This is a genomic window from Variovorax sp. GW821-FHT10B04 (genome assembly GCF_059415645.1).
In genome coordinates this window covers 319,400-333,855 of record NZ_JBWKNQ010000005.1, presented here as the reverse complement: position 1 = coordinate 333,855, position 14,456 = coordinate 319,400, and the positions used below count along the sequence as shown (strand labels likewise).

The following is a 14,456-nucleotide window of genomic DNA, read 5'->3' as shown; positions in this document are numbered from 1 at the left end:
ATGAGCAATCTCGACTTTTCGTTCTACAACTGGGACGTCATCAGCAAGTTCGTGCTGAACGGCCTGTACTTCAGCGTCATCCTGACCGTCGTCGCCACCATCGGCGGCATCGTCTTCGGCACGATCCTGGCGCTGATGCGCCTGTCGGGCAAGAAGTGGCTCGATGCGCCGGCGGCCGTCTACGTCAACGGCATGCGCAGCATCCCGCTGGTGATGGTGATCCTGGGCTTCTTCCTGCTGGTGCCCTTCCTGATCGGCCGCCCGATCGGCGCCGAAGGCTCGGCGGTGATCACCTTCATCGCCTTCGAGGCCGCCTACTTCAGCGAGATCATGCGGGCCGGCATCCAGTCGATCCCGCGCGGCCAGGTGTTCGCGGGCATGGCGGTCGGCATGACCTACGGCCAGAACATGAAGCTGGTGATCCTGCCGCAGGCCTTCCGCAACATGCTGCCGGTTCTGCTCACGCAGACCATCATCCTGTTCCAGGACACCTCGCTGGTCTACGCCATCGGCGCCTACGACCTGCTCAAGGGCCTGGAAACCGCGGGCAAGAACTACGGCCGGCCGATCGAGGCCTACCTGCTGGCCGCCGTCGTCTATTTCGTGATGTGCTACACGCTCTCGTACTTCGTGAAGCGTCTGCATAAAAAGATCGCAATCATTCGCTGACCGGAGAGAAAAAATGTCCGAAAACATGATTCAAATCAAGAACGTTTCCAAGTGGTACGGCCCGGTCCAGGTGCTGAACGACTGCTCGGTGAATATTGCCAAGGGTGACGTGGTCGTGGTCTGCGGCCCGTCGGGCTCGGGCAAGTCGACGCTGATCAAGACCGTGAACGCGCTCGAACCCTTCCAGAAGGGCGAGATCACCGTCAACGGCATTCCGCTGCACGACCCCAAGACCAACCTGCCGAAGCTGCGCTCCAAGGTCGGCATGGTGTTCCAGCATTTCGAGCTGTTCCCGCACCTGTCGGTGACCGAGAACCTCACGATCGCACAGATCAAGGTGCTGGGCCGCAAGCCCGACGAAGCCAAGGTGCGCGGCCTGAAGATGCTCGACCGCGTGGGCCTGATGGCTCACAAGGACAAGTTTCCGGGCCAGCTGTCCGGCGGCCAGCAGCAGCGCGTGGCGATCGCCCGTGCGCTGTCGATGGACCCGATCGTGATGCTGTTCGACGAACCCACTTCGGCGCTCGACCCCGAGATGGTCGGCGAAGTGCTGGACGTGATGGTGAGCCTGGCCAAGGAAGGCATGACCATGATGGTCGTGACGCACGAGATGGCCTTCGCACGCAAGGTCGCGAGCCGCGTGATCTTCATCGACGTGGGCGGCCGCATCCTGGAAGACTGCGCCAAGGACGAGTTCTTCAGCCATCCCGAGAACCGCCAGCCGCGCACCAAGGATTTCCTGAACAAGATCCTCCAGCACTGACCGAGGCTGGGAGCAACAAGCAGAAAGGCACCTCCGGGTGCCTTTCTGCTTTCGGAGCGAACGTTCAGCAGAGGACGTGCTGCTCGGCGAGGGCGCTGATCTCGGCGCGCACGGTTTCTTCGGTCGATCCTTCGCCCAGGGCATCGGCCAGCGCTGCGGCATTGCGCGTGCCGTCCAGCAGCAGGAGCAGACGACGCTGCGGTTCCGACAGCCGGACGCGGTCGTGGAATATGTTGGCCGTGGTGTCGCTGCCGAGCGCAGCGGCGGCATGTGAAAGCGGGGTGGCCGCAGGCATGTCGCCAGGTGTCGGTGCATGCACGGCGCAGGCCAGTGCACGCAATGCGGTGGTGCCCAGCAGTTCCCACAGCAGCATCCGGATGTCATCGCGCGCCTGTGTCGGCGTCTCGCCGTTCGCGACGGCGTGCGCGACCAGATCGTCCAGCGTGAAGGTGTCGGCAGACGTCGCATGATCGGTCATCCAGTCCAGCACGATCGATTGCGCCCGCGTGTCCGACTTGACCGTGACTGCACCCTGGCGGTAGATGTGGGCCTTCGAATGCCACCAGATCGCCGTCATGCGAGCAGGTGGTGCCGGGTCCTTGATGAACCGACGGAGCAGCCGGAAGTGCAGGTCGTCCAGCCGCGTCAATGGCGAACTGCGATCGATCCGCTGTTGCCGCGACTGCTTGACCAGCAGGCTCTCGCGGAACCGGCGTCGGCGCATGAAGTCCAGCAACTGTTCGGCGCGCACGATGTCGTCGCCAGCGTACCGGTCGGCCAGATCGGTCATGAGGGGCGTGATGTTCAACGGGCTGTGACTGCGGAAGGCGATGTCGCTCAGATAGGCCAGGCCGTGCCGTTGCGCGTGCGCTGCGAAATCCTTGAAATAGCACGGCGCATTGGTCTGCTCCAGGTGGTCATGCAGGACGTACGACGCACTGGCTCCCTTCAGCATTTCCCATTCCTTGCGGTAGAGATTCCCCGATACATCTTCCGAGACGTCCTTCAGTTGTTCCAGCAGTTCCAGTGCGGCGGTGACCTTCTGCTGCGGCGCTGCGATGTCCTGTGTCCAGTACAGCATCAGGTCGCGCACCGGCTGCACGTAGTGCCATCCGGGCAGCGTGTTGTAGCTCACGAAAGCCACACCGTCGTCCTTCAGGTTCTCGCTGCAGACGCGCAGGATGGCATCGCGCACCGACGCGGGTACCCAGCTGTAGATGCCGTGGCACACGATGTAGTCGAACTGGCCGTCGCCGGGCGTCAAGGCCTGGATGTCCAGATGCCGCAATTCGATGTTCTGCAAGCCAAGTTGCGTGACCAGTCTCTGGCCGTTGGCGATCTGCTGGCCGGAGATGTCGATGCCGACGAACCGGGCTTGCGGGAAGTGCACGGCAAGCGGAATGAGATTGCCGCCGGACGCGCAGCCCAGCTCCAGCACCCGAGCCGTGCCGACCGCCGCCGGATTCAGGCCGAACAGCCGCGCGACCGCTGCCAAACGTGCAGGCTGGGTATGGGCAAACGGATTCGACTCGTACGGTGCGTCGTCGTAGGCTTTTTCTTCGTCCGTGGCGTCGATGCCGGTGTGGGGGAGTCGCGCATTCATCGGAGGCCTCGGAGTGATTCGGAAGCCAGCAGCCTAGGAGCCGAAGGCTTTGTCGAACCATGCCGATGCGAAGCGCCGTTCCCGTTCGCGAAAGCAGGCCGCGCCCGCCGCGCTGTCGCCGCCCGACCGGCGCCTCAGGGCTTGCGCGCCGCGATGGCCTTCTCGGCCTTCGTCACCAGCTCTGCGCCGATGGTCGGCTTCCATTTTTCGTAGACCGGCCGCGTGGCCTTCACGAACGCCGCCCGCTCGTCGGGCGTGAGCTGGGTCACGGTCACGCCCATCGCGGCGATGTCCTTGTAGACCGGCTTGTCGGCCTCGATCAGGCCCTTGCGGGCGATCGCGATCTCCTGCTTGCCGGCGTCGATGGCCGCCTGCTTCACGATCGCCTGGTCGGCCGGCGTCCACGAGGCCCAGATCTCCTTGTTGACCACGAAGATCAGCGGGTCCGCCACGTAGCCCCAGGTGGTCAGGAATTTCTGGCCGACGTTCTGCATCTTCAGCACGGTGAACAGGAACAGCGGATTCTCCTGGCCGTCGACCGCACCGCTGGCGAGCGCCGGCTGCGCATCGGCCCAGCTCATCTGCGTCGGGTTGGCGCCCAGCGCACTGAACAGGTCGGCGAACAGCGGCGAGCCGACCACGCGGATCTTCATGCCCTTGAGGTCGTCCGGCGTGCGGATCGCGCGCTTGGAGTTGGTCACCTCGCGGTAGCCGTTCTCGCCCCAGGCGAGCGGCAGCACGCCGGCCTTGTCGATCGCCTTGAACAGATCGGCGCCGACCTCGCCCTGCGTGAGCGCATCGACCGCGGCGTAGTCGGGCATCAGGAAGGGCATCGAGAACAGGTTCAGCTGCTTGACCTGCGGCGACCAGTTGATGGTCGAGCCGACCGCCATGTCGATCACGCCCTGGCGCAGTGCGCTGAACTCGCGCGTCTGGTCACCCTGGATCAGCGAGACGCCCGGGTACAGCTTGATGTTGATGCGGCCCTGCGTGCGCTCCTTCACGAGGTTGGCCCAGAGCTGGCCGGCCTGGCCCCAGGGCGTCGGCGGTGCGAGCACCAGCGACAGCTTGTATTCGGCCTTGTAGGCGGCCTGCGCGGCGGCGCCGGTGGCAAAGCCGAGTGCCGTTGCGGCGATGGCGAGCCCGAGCAGGGTGCGGCGGATTGTCATGGTCTTGTCTCCTTGGAATCGATCTTCGTTGGCGTGTGCGGTGCCGGTCAGTAGCCCAGGCGGTTCGGCAGCCAGAGCGCGAGTTGCGGCCAGATGATCACGGCCACCATCACCAGGAACATCGCGAACAGCATCCAGCCGACCCAGCGCACCGTCTCTTCCATGCGCACGTTGGCGATGCGGCACGACACCATCAGGTTGACGGCCAGCGGCGGCGTGAACTGGCCGAGCGCCACCTTCAGCGTGAGGATCACGCCGAACCACACCGGGTCCCATTTGTAGAACTGCACGATCGGCCACAGCAGCGGCACGAAGATCAGGAAGATCGACACGCCGTCGAGGAACATGCCGACGGTGATCAGCATCACGATCAGCAGCGACAGCACGCCGTATTCGCCGAGCCCCGAATTGACGATCGCCTTGGCGACCGGGTCGATCACGCCGAGCGTCGACAGCGAGTACGCGAAGATGCCCGCGAGCGAAACCACCAGCAGGATCACGGCCGACAGCTCGCCCGATTCGCGCAGGATCACGAACAGGTCGCGCACCTTGATCGTCCGGTAGATCGCCATGCCGACGAACAGGCCGTAGAACACCGCCACCACGGCCGCCTCCGTCGGCGTGAACCAGCCGGCGCGCATGCCGCCGAGGATCAGCACCGGTGCGGCCAGGCCCCAGGTCGCTTCGCGGAAGCTCTTCCAGAAGGCCGGGCGCGGTAGCGAGGCCTCGAGCGCGCCCATCTTGTTCGAGCGCGACATCCACACCGCCGGAATGATCAGCGCCAGGCCGGCCAGGATGCCCGGCACCATGCCGGCCGCGAACAGCGCGGGCACCGACGCGCCGGGCACCAGCACCGAATAGACGATGAAGGCGACCGAGGGCGGGATCAGGATGTCGGTGGCCGCTGCCGCGCCGACCACGCTGGCCGAGAACGCGGCCGGGTAGCCGGCGCGCGACATGGCGGTGATCATCACCGCGCCCACGGCGGCCGCGTTCGCGGGGCCGGAGCCCGAGATGCCGCCGAGGAACATCGCGACGACGATCGCGACCAGCGGCAGCATGCCGGGGCCGCGGCCGACGATGGCGATCGCGAAGTTGACGAGCCGCAGTGCCACGCCCGAACGGTCGAAGATCGAGCCGACCAGCACGAACATCGGAATCGCCAGCAGCGGGTATTTGCCGAGCCCCGCATAGAAGTTCTGCGGCACGGCCAGCAAGCCGAACCATTGCGCGTCGGCATTGGCCAGTGCGATGCAGGCCGCGCCGGCCAGCCCGAGCGCCGCACCGATCGGCACGCCGATCAGCATCATCACGACGAAGGCGACGAACAACAGGGTCGCGATCATTCCACCGCTCCGTCGTCACGGCGGCCGCGGCGCCTGAACAGCCCGCAGGCACGCAGCGCGATGGCGGTCGACACGATCGGCAGCCAGATCGAATACCACCACTGCGGCACGCCGATGCCGGGCGAGGTTTCCTCGAAGCGGTAGTCGTCCCAGACCATGCGCACGCTGAGCCCGGCGATCAGGAAGAACAGCGCCGCGACCATGGCCGCGCCGAACTGCGCGAGCCGCCTGCGCCGCGCCATCGAGCCGCTTTCGGAGAAGTACTCGATGCGGATGTGCCGGTCGCGCGCCACGGCGGCGGAGCCCGCCACCATGGCGAGCAGGATCATCAGGAAGACCGAGAACTCCTCGGTCCAGGCGAACGAGCTGTCGGTGAAGTAGCGCACCAGCACGTTGGCGAAGGTGATGCAGGCCAGCAGGCCCATGATGGCCACGGTCGCCCAGTCCTCGATGGCGAGCGGCACGCGCGTGGGTTCGTCGGCGGCGGGGAGGTCCGGCGGCAGCGGGCTGGCGGCATCGAGTGCCGGGCCGGTTTCGGGTGGGAGGGGCATCGGAGCGGGCGCACTGGGCGCGAAGCGGGTGGATCTTGGCGTCGTTGTTGTGCCACCGGTGGATGCGCAGCGCACCCGACCCTTTGACAAGGCTGCGCGGATCGTAGCCAGCACGATGCCTTGCTTCCATCGGGGGTTTCCTTAGCCGGCCGGCTCGTCTGCTGCTCGCATCGCCAACTTCGTTTGGCATGGATCGGCTTCGTACGGGCCGTCGCGCGCGGACGATGGCCAAAACACACTGCGCAGCCTTCAACTACAGGAGCCGACGATGTCGACTGGCGCTATTCCCAGGCACGAAACCAGGTCCGCGAGCGAGGTTCAGGCGCAGCTGCGGGGTCTCCATGACTCATGCGTGCAAGACCCCTCTGGCGACCGTACCGGCTATCAAGGCCGCAATGCGCCCGAGAGGAAGGTGACAGGCGAACTTGGCGGCGTGCCCATCTGGGACGCCTCGAAAACGGCTGCCGCGCAGAACGACATCTACGCATCGCCGGGAGACCAGGTGCCCGACATCTCGTTGAAGGACGCCGTGCAGCTCCTGGGTCTCGACGGCCCGCATGCTCCGACGGATGAACAGATGGCCTTTCGCCTGGGGCAGCATTTCTGCACCGCGCCGGAGTTCGCGGATCTGCGCAAGTACCTCGGCAATTTCGCCAAGGCAGGAATTGCCGCAGGTGTCTCCATGGCCGCGGCGCACAAGGTCGAGGTGGAGTTGCTCGAGAGATTCGCCACCAACCCGGTCATGCGCAGCATCGCCGTCTCGTGGCCCTACGTCTTCCTCGTCGTCGGGGAAGCCATCATCAAGAGCGTCCTGAACTACGAACACCCGGACCCGGGCGGCAAGGTCAAGCCGCCGGTCGCGCCCGGGATGGTCGGGGCCGCGGTGAACTGGAACCACATCCAGAACATGATCGCGAAGCTGCTTGAAGGGAACAAGCACCTGAACGCGGTCAAGATCAGTGCGTCGGCGCTGATCGCGACCATCCGCGGCATGGTGGACCACGGGGTCATCCTAAGGGCGATCGCGATGCTGGAGAACCCGGAGGATGCACCGCAGGTGTATCGCCCGCTGTCCGTGCAGGAAACCGTGTTGGTCAACGTCCTGGTCGTCCTGCTGCGCAACCTGGGCGCCGACATCCTCCGCCAAATCAAAAACAGCATCACACAGCAGATCAAGGGAGATCAGGCCCTCCAGCCCTACATAGACCAAAAGGCGATCAATGCGTTGACCGACAGCTTGCCGAAACAGCCGTCCACCGTTCTGGAAACGGTCGTCTACCATCCCTATTACGCTGGTGGCGCACCCATGATATTGGGGCCTGTGGGCACCTTGGCCAAGATGGGTGCCGGCGAGCCCACCCAGCGCGAAGACGACCCCACCGTCCAGGGCAATGCCGAGCACGGATTGAATCCGCAGAGTGCGTTCAATCCCTTCAGTTGAGGCCGGTCAGGCCGTCACCGGCCGCGGCGCGCGGTGCAGGCCCAGCACCATCAGCGTGAGGCCGGCCAGCACCGCCGGCACGCCGACCACCACAAACAGCGTCGGCAGCCCGAGCCCCATCGACAGCATGACGCCGCCGCCCATCGAGCCCAGCACCGAGCCCATGCGGCCGATGCCGTTGGCCCAGCTCACGCCGGTGGCACGGCAGTCGGTCGGGTAGAAGGCGGCCGACAGCGCGTTGGCGCCGACCTGCCCGCCCGACACGCCGAAGCCCGCGAGGAACACCAGCACGCCGACCACCGTGTGCTGCGCACCGAAGGTGCCGATCATCGCGATGCAGACGCCGGCCACCACGTAGGCCACCATCAGCACGTAATGCGGGTTGAGCCGGTCCATCAGCCAGCCGAGCATCAGCGTGCCGATCGTGCCGCCGACCTGGAAGAGCATGGTCACGAGCGCCGCGGTCTTGAGCGTCGCGCCGGTGCTCTTCAGCACTGTCGGCAGCCAGCTCGACAGCAGGTAGATCACCAGCATGCTGCAGAAGAACGCCAGCCACATCAGCAGCGTGCCGCGCAGCAGGCCGGGTGCGAACAGATGGCTGACCGGCGAGCCGGCGCGGGCCGCGGGCGGCATGGCGAGCCTCGCGTGGGCAGGCACGCCGCCGGGTGCGATGCGGCGCAGCGTGCGCAGCACGTCGTCGGTGCGCTTGCCGGCCACCACCAGGTAGCGGGCCGATTCGGGCAGCAGCAGCGCGAGCACCGGCAGCAGCATCAGCGGCAACACGCCGCCGAGCACCAGCACCGAATGCCAGCCATAGGCCTCGACCAGGCCGGCAGCGGCCAGGCCGCCGAGTGCGGAGCCGATCGTGAAGCCGCAGAACATCGTCATCACCATCAGCGAGCGGCGGCGTTCGGGGCAATATTCGGCGGTCAACGTGATCGCATTGGGCATCGCACCGCCCAGGCCGACGCCGGTCAGGAAGCGCAGCGCGATCAGCATTTCGAGCGACGACGACCAGGCCGACAACAGGCTCATGAGGCCGAAGAAGAACACGCTGGCCAGCAGCACCACCTTGCGGCCATAGCGATCGGCGAAAGGGCCGATGCCGAGCGCGCCGATCATCAGCCCGATCAGGCCGGCGCCGAACAGCGGCGCGAGATGCACCGGCGTGAGCTTCCATTGCGCACCGATGGCCGGTGCGATGAAGCCGATGGCGGCCGTGTCGAAACCGTCGATGGCGACGATCAGGAAGCACAGCGCGACGATCATGACCTGGAAGCGCGAGACCGGCTGCCTGTCGATGAAGGACGGAACGTGAAGGGGCGGGTTGGCGGACATCTTGTCTCTCTCACTGGTTCTCTGGACGGCGCCCTGCGGCACGCTTGGCACTTGCAGGGCGCCGGGTGGCGCCGGGCCGGTCGGGCGATGCCCGCCGGCACTCAGGCGGTGTGGTCGGGCTGCCGGCGCGGCTCGGCCGCCTCGAAGGCCGGATGGGCGCTGGCATGCGCATGGACGCGCATCGTGCGCGTGTACGCCGAGGTGTCGCAGCCCATGCGCTGTGCGTTGGCGATCTGCGGTACCAGGCAGCAGTCGGCCAGCGTCGGCGCATCGCCGAAGCACCAGTCGCCGTGGCCGTGGCGTTCCAGCAGGCGCTCGACGATGGCCAGGCCTTCGTCGATCCAGTGGCGGTACCAGGCGTCCTTCTGCGCGGGCGTCACGCCGAGCTTGTCCTGCAGGTAGCGCAGCACGCGCAGGTTGTTCACCGGATGGATGTCGCAGCTGATGACGGCCGACAGTTCCAGCACGCGGGCGCGGGCCACCGGGTCCTGCGGCAGCAGCCGTGGCACCGGATGCTGCGCATCGAGGTAGTCGATGATCGCCAGCGACTGGCCCAGGCTGAAGTCGCCGTCGACCAGTGCGGGCACCGCGGCCGACGGATTCACTTCGGCCACGTAGGCCGCGTCGCGGTGCGCACCGGTGCGGATGTTCACCGGCACGTAGTCGTACGGCAGCCCCTTCAGCGCGAGCGCGATGCGCACGCGGTACGACGTCGAGCTGTTGAAGAAGTTGTAGAGCTGCATCAGACCACGCGCACCGACAGTTCGCCCAGGCGGTCGACGCCGACCTTCATCAGGTCGCCGCGCACCACGGCGCCCACGCCTTCGGGCGTGCCGGTGTAGATCAGGTCGCCGGGTTCGAGGCGGAAGTAGGTCGACAGGTCGGCAATCGTCTCGGCCACCGACCAGATCAGGTGCGACACGTCGCTGCGCTGGCGGTCGGCGCCGTTCACGGTCAGCCAGATCGCTGCGCTGTCGAAGTGGCCGACGGTCTCTGCCTTGTGCAGCGGCGCGATCGGGGCCGACGCATCGAAGGCCTTGCCGATTTCCCAGGGGCGGCCCATTTCGCGCATCTTCATCTGCAGGTCGCGGCGGGTCATGTCCAGGCCGACGGCGTAGCCCCACGCATGTTCGAGCGCCTTCTCGCGCGGGATGTCCGAGCCGCCCTTGCCGATCGCGACCACCAGTTCGGCCTCGTAGTGGTAGTTGGCGGTCTTCGTCGGGTAGGGCAGTTCCAGCGTCTGGCCGTCGGCCACGGGAATCACGGCATCGGCCGGCTTGCAGAAGAAGAAGGGCGGTTCGCGGTCGGGGTCGAAGCCCATCTCGCGGGCATGCGCGGCGTAGTTGCGGCCGACGCAGTACACGCGGCGCACCGCGAACTGCTCGTCGCTGCCGGCAACCGGGACGGCGACGGTGGGAGCGGGGTTGAAGACGAAAGCCATGGTGTGTTTTCCCTGAAGAATCGGAGGAGGAGAAAGGATCAGCTGCGCTCTTCGCGCAGCAGGTTGAGCGCGGCCTGCACGGGCCGATCGGAGTAGCTGAACAGCACCGCGTCGCTGACCGCGGCCAGCTGCACCGGTTGCCATGAAGGCACGACGAACACGTCGCGCGGCTGGTACTCGAAGTGCTGGTCGCCGATGCGCACCGTGCCGCGGCCCTCGACCACGCTGAACACGGTGGCGTCGGTACTGCGGTAGGTCTTGCCCTGGAAGCCGGCTGGCAGCAGCTGCATGAAGGTCGCCATGGTCGGCATCGGCCAGCCGCCGGTCGCGGGGTTGGTGTAGCGCAGCTTCACGCCGTCCCAGGCGTCGAGTTCGCCCAGGCGATAAAGGCTGTCGAGCGCCTCGCGGCTGCGCGCATAGGGGTAGCTGAAGATCGGCGAGGTCGGGTCGCTGACCTTGTGGCGCACCGGCATCATGTTGTGGCCGAAGCGCGCCCAGCTGTGGCCTTCGGGCCGCACCACGGCCTGCATCGATTCGCTGTGGTTCTCGGCGAAGCCGGCGTCCAGGTGCACCAGCAGCGGAATGTCCAGCCCGTCCAGCCAGACCACCGGCTCGCCGCCTTCCTCGATCGTCGGGTTGCCGTGGTCGTGCCAGTTCCAGGACGGCGTGATGATGAAGTCGCCGGGGTGCATCGTGGTGCGCTCGCCGTTGACGGCGGTCCAGGCGCCCTTGCCCTCGACGATGAAGCGCAGCGCCGATTGCGTGTGCCGATGGCTCGGCGCGATCTCGCCCGGCATGATGAGCTGCAGGCCCGCGTACAGCGTCGACGTGATGCTCGACGTGCCGGGCAGGCCGGGGTTCTCGAGGATCAGCACGCGGCGCACGGCTTCCTCGGCGCTGATCACCTGGCCGGCCTGCATGACCAGCGAGCGGATGTCGGCGTATTTCCAGATCGCGGCGACGGCCTTGGGCCGCGGCTGTTTGGGCACCAGGGCGTGCAGCGATTCCCACAGAGGGGCCATGTTCTGCTGGCCGATGCGGGCGTAGTAGGCGCTGCGGCTTTCGTCGGGCGTGGTGTTGGCGGGCATGTCGTTTTGTCTCCACTGGAAAACGGGATGGCGAGATGGGCAATGGCAAGAGCGGGTCGGCATTGGCCTCTTGCGCTTCGATGCGGCAATTATTTCCAGCGACCCATACTCCGTAAAATCATCTTTTGTTCGCATCCATATCGGGATGCGTATTGCTCTGAGGGTTAACCCCATGGATTGGACGCAGCGGCTGCGTCTGCGCAACCTGCAGATGCTCCTGAGCCTGGCGCGCACCGGCAACATGAGCCAGTCGGCGCAGGAGCTCCACACCACGCAGCCCGGGCTGTCGAAGTGGCTGAAGGAACTGGAAGACGACATCGGCCTGCCGCTGTTCGAGCGGCTCGCGCGCGGGCTGCGGCCCACCGTGCATGGCGATGCGCTGATCGCGCATGCCCAGCGCATCGAGGCGCAGCTCGACATGGCGCGCGACGACATGTCGGCCATGCTGGAAGGCGGCAGCGGCCTGGTCGCGGTCGGCACCTCGGGCGCTTCCGCGTCGGACACCGTGCCGCTGGCGGTGCTGCGCCTGCTGCAGCAGATGCCGCGCTCGCATGTGCGGCTGGTCGAAAGCACCATGGACCTGCTGATGCGTCAGCTCGCCAACGCCGAGCTCGACATCATCGTGGGCCGCACCACGGCGGCGTACGACCAGGAGCTGATCCGCACCGAGGTGCTCTACATGGAGCCGCTGCATTTCGTCGCGCGGCCGCAGCACCAGCTGTTCAAGCACGAGACGCTCGACTGGGCCGACATGTTCGACTACCGCTGGCTGGTCTGGCCCAAGGGCACGCCGATCCGCGATGCGCTCGAGGCCGCGCTCGCCGCCGAGGGCCGCACGCTGCCGCGCGACCATGTCGAATCGAACTCGGTCACCGTCAACGTCACGCTGCTCAACAACAGCAACATGATCGGCGTGGCCTCGCATCGCACGGCCCAGCGCTTCGCGCGGCTGGGCGCGATGCGCATCCTGCCGATGCGGCTGTCGGGCTTCGGTTCGGTGTCGATGTACTGGAACGCCGGCAGCGCCAAGCGTTCGGCGGTGGCGGAAATGCTCGACTGCCTGCGCAATGCCGAGAGCGTGGGCATCCCGGGGCTGCCCGCCGAGCAGGCCGCCTGACCCGGCCGCCGGCTACTTGACCTGCTGCTTGCCCAGCTTGCGTGCCAGCGTGCGCCGGTGCATGCCCAGGCGGCGCGCGGTCTCGGAGATGTTGAAGCCGGTCTCGGCCAGCATCTCGTGGATGCGCTCCCATTCGAGCGTCTTGATCGAGGTCGCGCGGTTCGTGAGCTCGACCTCGGTCGTGCCCTCGGCGCGGCCGAAGGCGGCCTCGATGTCGTCGGTGTTCGAGGGCTTGGCCAGGTAGTGGCAGGCACCGAGCTTGATCGCCTCGACCGCTGTCGCGATGCTCGCGAAGCCGGTCAGCACGACGATCAGCATGTCGGCGTCGTGCGCATGCAGCGCCTGCACGCAGGCCAGGCCGGACGCGTCGCCGTTGAGTTTCAGGTCGACCACCGCATAGCCGGGCGAGCCGGTCTGCAGCAGCGTGACCACGTCGTCCAGGCTGGCCGCGTGCGACACCGCATAGCCGCGGCGCTCGAACGAGCGGCCGAGCGTGCGTGCGAAGGCGGCGTCGTCCTCGACGATCAGCAGCCGGCGTTCAGCTTCCATCTTCTTCGTCCTCTTCGAGCGCGATGGCCGCCAGCGGCAGGCTGATCGTCACGACCGCGCCACCCTCGCGGCTGTTGAATGCCGTGACGCTGCCACCCAGCGTGCGCGCCACGTTGACGACCAGGAACAGCCCCAGTCCGCCGCCGGGCCGGCCCTTGCTCGACTGGTAAGGTTTGCCGAGCTGCGCCAGCATGCCCGGCGCGAAACCGGGACCGACGTCGCTGACGGTGATCGTCAGCGCATGGGCCTCGACGTCGCGCGCGACTTCGAGGCGCAGCCAGCGCGGCGATGCCTCGAGTGCATTGTCGAGGACGTTGCAGATCATCTGCTTGACCGCCGAGTCGGACACCATGCGCAGGTCATGGCCGAACCGGTTGTCGTAGGCGAAGGAGGTGACGGGCCGCGTGGCGCGCCATTCGGCGACCAGGTCGTCCATGAAGGTGCCCACGGTCGTTTCCACCGACGACTCGCCGCGGGCCTCGCCGGCCGACAGCAGGATGCCGCTGACGATCGTCTTGCAGCGCTTGACCTGGGCCTGCATCTCGTCGAGCTCCTGCAGCAGTTCTGCGTCGCCGGCAAAGGGCTTCATGCGCCGCCAGTCGCCCAGGATCACCGCGAGTGTCGACAGCGGCGTGCCGAGCTCGTGTGCCGCGCCGGAGGCGAGCAGGCCCATGCGCACGATGTGTTCTTCCTCCGCCGCGCGCTGGCGCAGGCCGGCGAGCCGGCCGTCGCGTTCCCGCAGGTTGCGGCTGATCCGCGAGATGAAGACCACCAGCAGCGCGCCGTTCAGCGCGAAGCAGATCAGGATGCCCTGGATGTACGGGCTCGCGAGTCCGCGGTCGTGGTCGGGCGGCCATGCGAGCGGGCGGCCGAACAGCGCCAGCATGGCGAAACAGGCGGCCGTGACGGCCAGCATCGCCCAGGTCGACCATCGCCGAAGTAGCATCGCGCCCAGCGCCACCTGCAGCAGGTAGAGGAAGGTGAAGGGGTTGGTGGCGCCGCCGCTCAGGTAGAGCTGCGCGGTGAGCATGCCGACATCGACCAGCAGCGCGACGAACAGCTCGCCGTTCGCCACTTCGCGGTGGGTGCGCCAGCGCAGCCGGCTGGCGACGTTGAACACCGCCAGGCACGCCAGCACCCAGAGCATCGGCTCGATCGGCAACTGGATGCCGAAACCGAAATGCACGGTGAGGATGGTCACGACCTGGCCGACCACCGCGATCCAGCGCAGCTGGATCAGCAGCTGCATGTTCTTGCGGGCCGTCGCGTTGTCGAGGACCGCCGCGCCGCTGGGGCGCGGCAGCGTGGCGACGGTGTCCGTGCCGCCCGGTGTCCGTGTGGATGTCGGCGTGGGTGGGTGCGAGGTCGATGGGGTCATGCA

Annotated in this window: 14 protein-coding genes; 4 read left to right on the top strand and 10 right to left on the bottom strand. The window is 66.9% G+C overall.

Features of this window, described 5'->3' with window-relative positions:
• Both AC07PZ_RS15535 and AC07PZ_RS15530 read left to right on the top strand, forming a co-directional pair.
• Entirely contained in the window at positions 1-669 is a 669-nt protein-coding gene (locus AC07PZ_RS15535) for an amino acid ABC transporter permease (protein WP_495295997.1), read from the top strand.
• Positions 670-694: 25 nt separating this feature from the next.
• Positions 695-1,432: an amino acid ABC transporter ATP-binding protein gene (locus AC07PZ_RS15530; protein ID WP_495296130.1), complete on the top strand. Its 738-nt coding sequence runs from the start codon at positions 695-697 to the stop codon at positions 1,430-1,432.
• Between the two features lie 64 nt (positions 1,433-1,496).
• Here AC07PZ_RS15530 and AC07PZ_RS15525 read toward each other — a convergent pair whose 3' ends face one another.
• The 4 genes from AC07PZ_RS15525 to AC07PZ_RS15510 form a co-directional block, all read right to left on the bottom strand.
• Complete coding sequence (locus AC07PZ_RS15525) at positions 1,497-3,035, bottom strand: methyltransferase regulatory domain-containing protein (protein WP_495295996.1); 1,539 nt, start codon at positions 3,033-3,035, stop codon at positions 1,497-1,499.
• Positions 3,036-3,169: 134 nt separating this feature from the next.
• Entirely contained in the window at positions 3,170-4,204 is a 1,035-nt protein-coding gene (locus tag AC07PZ_RS15520; RefSeq protein ID WP_495295995.1) for a DctP family TRAP transporter solute-binding subunit, read from the bottom strand.
• Between the two features lie 47 nt (positions 4,205-4,251).
• Positions 4,252-5,550, bottom strand: a complete 1,299-nt coding sequence (locus AC07PZ_RS15515) for a TRAP transporter large permease (RefSeq protein ID WP_495295994.1) — start codon at positions 5,548-5,550, stop codon at positions 4,252-4,254.
• A complete protein-coding gene (locus AC07PZ_RS15510) occupies positions 5,547-6,101 on the bottom strand; it encodes a TRAP transporter small permease (RefSeq protein ID WP_495295993.1) in 555 nt (184 codons plus the stop codon). Before AC07PZ_RS15510 ends, AC07PZ_RS15515 begins: the two co-directional genes overlap by 4 nt.
• Before the next feature lie 352 nt (positions 6,102-6,453).
• Here AC07PZ_RS15510 and AC07PZ_RS15505 point away from each other — a divergent pair, with 352 nt between their 5' ends.
• A complete protein-coding gene (locus AC07PZ_RS15505) occupies positions 6,454-7,542 on the top strand; it encodes a hypothetical protein (RefSeq protein ID WP_495295992.1) in 1,089 nt (362 codons plus the stop codon).
• A 6-nt stretch (positions 7,543-7,548) separates the two neighbouring features.
• On the opposite strand, the gene AC07PZ_RS15500 is transcribed toward AC07PZ_RS15505, so the two are convergent.
• The 4 genes from AC07PZ_RS15500 to gtdA all read right to left on the bottom strand — a co-directional run bounded on the left by AC07PZ_RS15500 (position 7,549) and on the right by gtdA (position 11,409).
• Entirely contained in the window at positions 7,549-8,880 is a 1,332-nt protein-coding gene (locus tag AC07PZ_RS15500) for an MFS transporter (RefSeq protein ID WP_495295991.1), read from the bottom strand.
• Between the two features lie 101 nt (positions 8,881-8,981).
• Positions 8,982-9,623, bottom strand: coding sequence for a maleylacetoacetate isomerase (gene maiA, locus AC07PZ_RS15495; RefSeq protein WP_495295990.1), 642 nt, complete (start codon positions 9,621-9,623; stop codon positions 8,982-8,984).
• Positions 9,623-10,321 carry a fumarylacetoacetate hydrolase family protein gene (locus AC07PZ_RS15490; protein WP_495295989.1) on the bottom strand — a complete coding sequence of 233 codons (699 nt, stop codon included), beginning with the start codon at positions 10,319-10,321 and terminating at the stop codon, positions 9,623-9,625. The genes maiA and AC07PZ_RS15490 overlap by 1 nt, the downstream gene beginning before the upstream one ends.
• A gap of 38 nt (positions 10,322-10,359) precedes the next feature.
• A complete protein-coding gene (gene gtdA, locus AC07PZ_RS15485; protein ID WP_495295988.1) occupies positions 10,360-11,409 on the bottom strand; it encodes a gentisate 1,2-dioxygenase in 1,050 nt (349 codons plus the stop codon).
• A gap of 172 nt (positions 11,410-11,581) precedes the next feature.
• Between gtdA and AC07PZ_RS15480 the strand changes: the two genes are divergently transcribed.
• Positions 11,582-12,526: a LysR family transcriptional regulator gene (locus tag AC07PZ_RS15480; RefSeq protein ID WP_495295987.1), complete on the top strand. Its 945-nt coding sequence runs from the start codon at positions 11,582-11,584 to the stop codon at positions 12,524-12,526.
• A 12-nt stretch (positions 12,527-12,538) separates the two neighbouring features.
• Here the strand turns inward: AC07PZ_RS15480 and AC07PZ_RS15475 are convergent, their stop codons facing one another.
• A complete protein-coding gene (locus tag AC07PZ_RS15475) occupies positions 12,539-13,075 on the bottom strand; it encodes a response regulator transcription factor (protein ID WP_495295986.1) in 537 nt (178 codons plus the stop codon).
• On the bottom strand, positions 13,065-14,453 hold the full coding sequence (locus tag AC07PZ_RS15470; RefSeq protein ID WP_495295985.1) for an ATP-binding protein: 1,389 nt from the start codon (positions 14,451-14,453) through the stop codon (positions 13,065-13,067). Before AC07PZ_RS15470 ends, AC07PZ_RS15475 begins: the two co-directional genes overlap by 11 nt.
• Between the last annotated feature and the right edge of the window lie 3 nt (positions 14,454-14,456).

Coding starts and splice junctions, on each gene's coding strand:
- AC07PZ_RS15480 (WP_495295987.1), top strand. CDS start 11,582: ATGGATTGGACGCAGCGGCTGCGTCTGCGCAACCTGCAGATGCTCCTG.
- AC07PZ_RS15525 (WP_495295996.1), bottom strand. CDS start 3,035: ATGAATGCGCGACTCCCCCACACCGGCATCGACGCCACGGACGAAGAA.
- AC07PZ_RS15500 (WP_495295991.1), bottom strand. CDS start 8,880: ATGTCCGCCAACCCGCCCCTTCACGTTCCGTCCTTCATCGACAGGCAG.
- AC07PZ_RS15510 (WP_495295993.1), bottom strand. CDS start 6,101: ATGCCCCTCCCACCCGAAACCGGCCCGGCACTCGATGCCGCCAGCCCG.
- AC07PZ_RS15490 (WP_495295989.1), bottom strand. CDS start 10,321: ATGGCTTTCGTCTTCAACCCCGCTCCCACCGTCGCCGTCCCGGTTGCC.
- gtdA (WP_495295988.1), bottom strand. CDS start 11,409: ATGCCCGCCAACACCACGCCCGACGAAAGCCGCAGCGCCTACTACGCC.
- AC07PZ_RS15535 (WP_495295997.1), top strand. CDS start 1: ATGAGCAATCTCGACTTTTCGTTCTACAACTGGGACGTCATCAGCAAG.
- AC07PZ_RS15475 (WP_495295986.1), bottom strand. CDS start 13,075: ATGGAAGCTGAACGCCGGCTGCTGATCGTCGAGGACGACGCCGCCTTC.
- AC07PZ_RS15530 (WP_495296130.1), top strand. CDS start 695: ATGATTCAAATCAAGAACGTTTCCAAGTGGTACGGCCCGGTCCAGGTG.
- AC07PZ_RS15515 (WP_495295994.1), bottom strand. CDS start 5,550: ATGATCGCGACCCTGTTGTTCGTCGCCTTCGTCGTGATGATGCTGATC.
- AC07PZ_RS15520 (WP_495295995.1), bottom strand. CDS start 4,204: ATGACAATCCGCCGCACCCTGCTCGGGCTCGCCATCGCCGCAACGGCA.
- AC07PZ_RS15470 (WP_495295985.1), bottom strand. CDS start 14,453: ATGACCCCATCGACCTCGCACCCACCCACGCCGACATCCACACGGACA.
- maiA (WP_495295990.1), bottom strand. CDS start 9,623: ATGCAGCTCTACAACTTCTTCAACAGCTCGACGTCGTACCGCGTGCGC.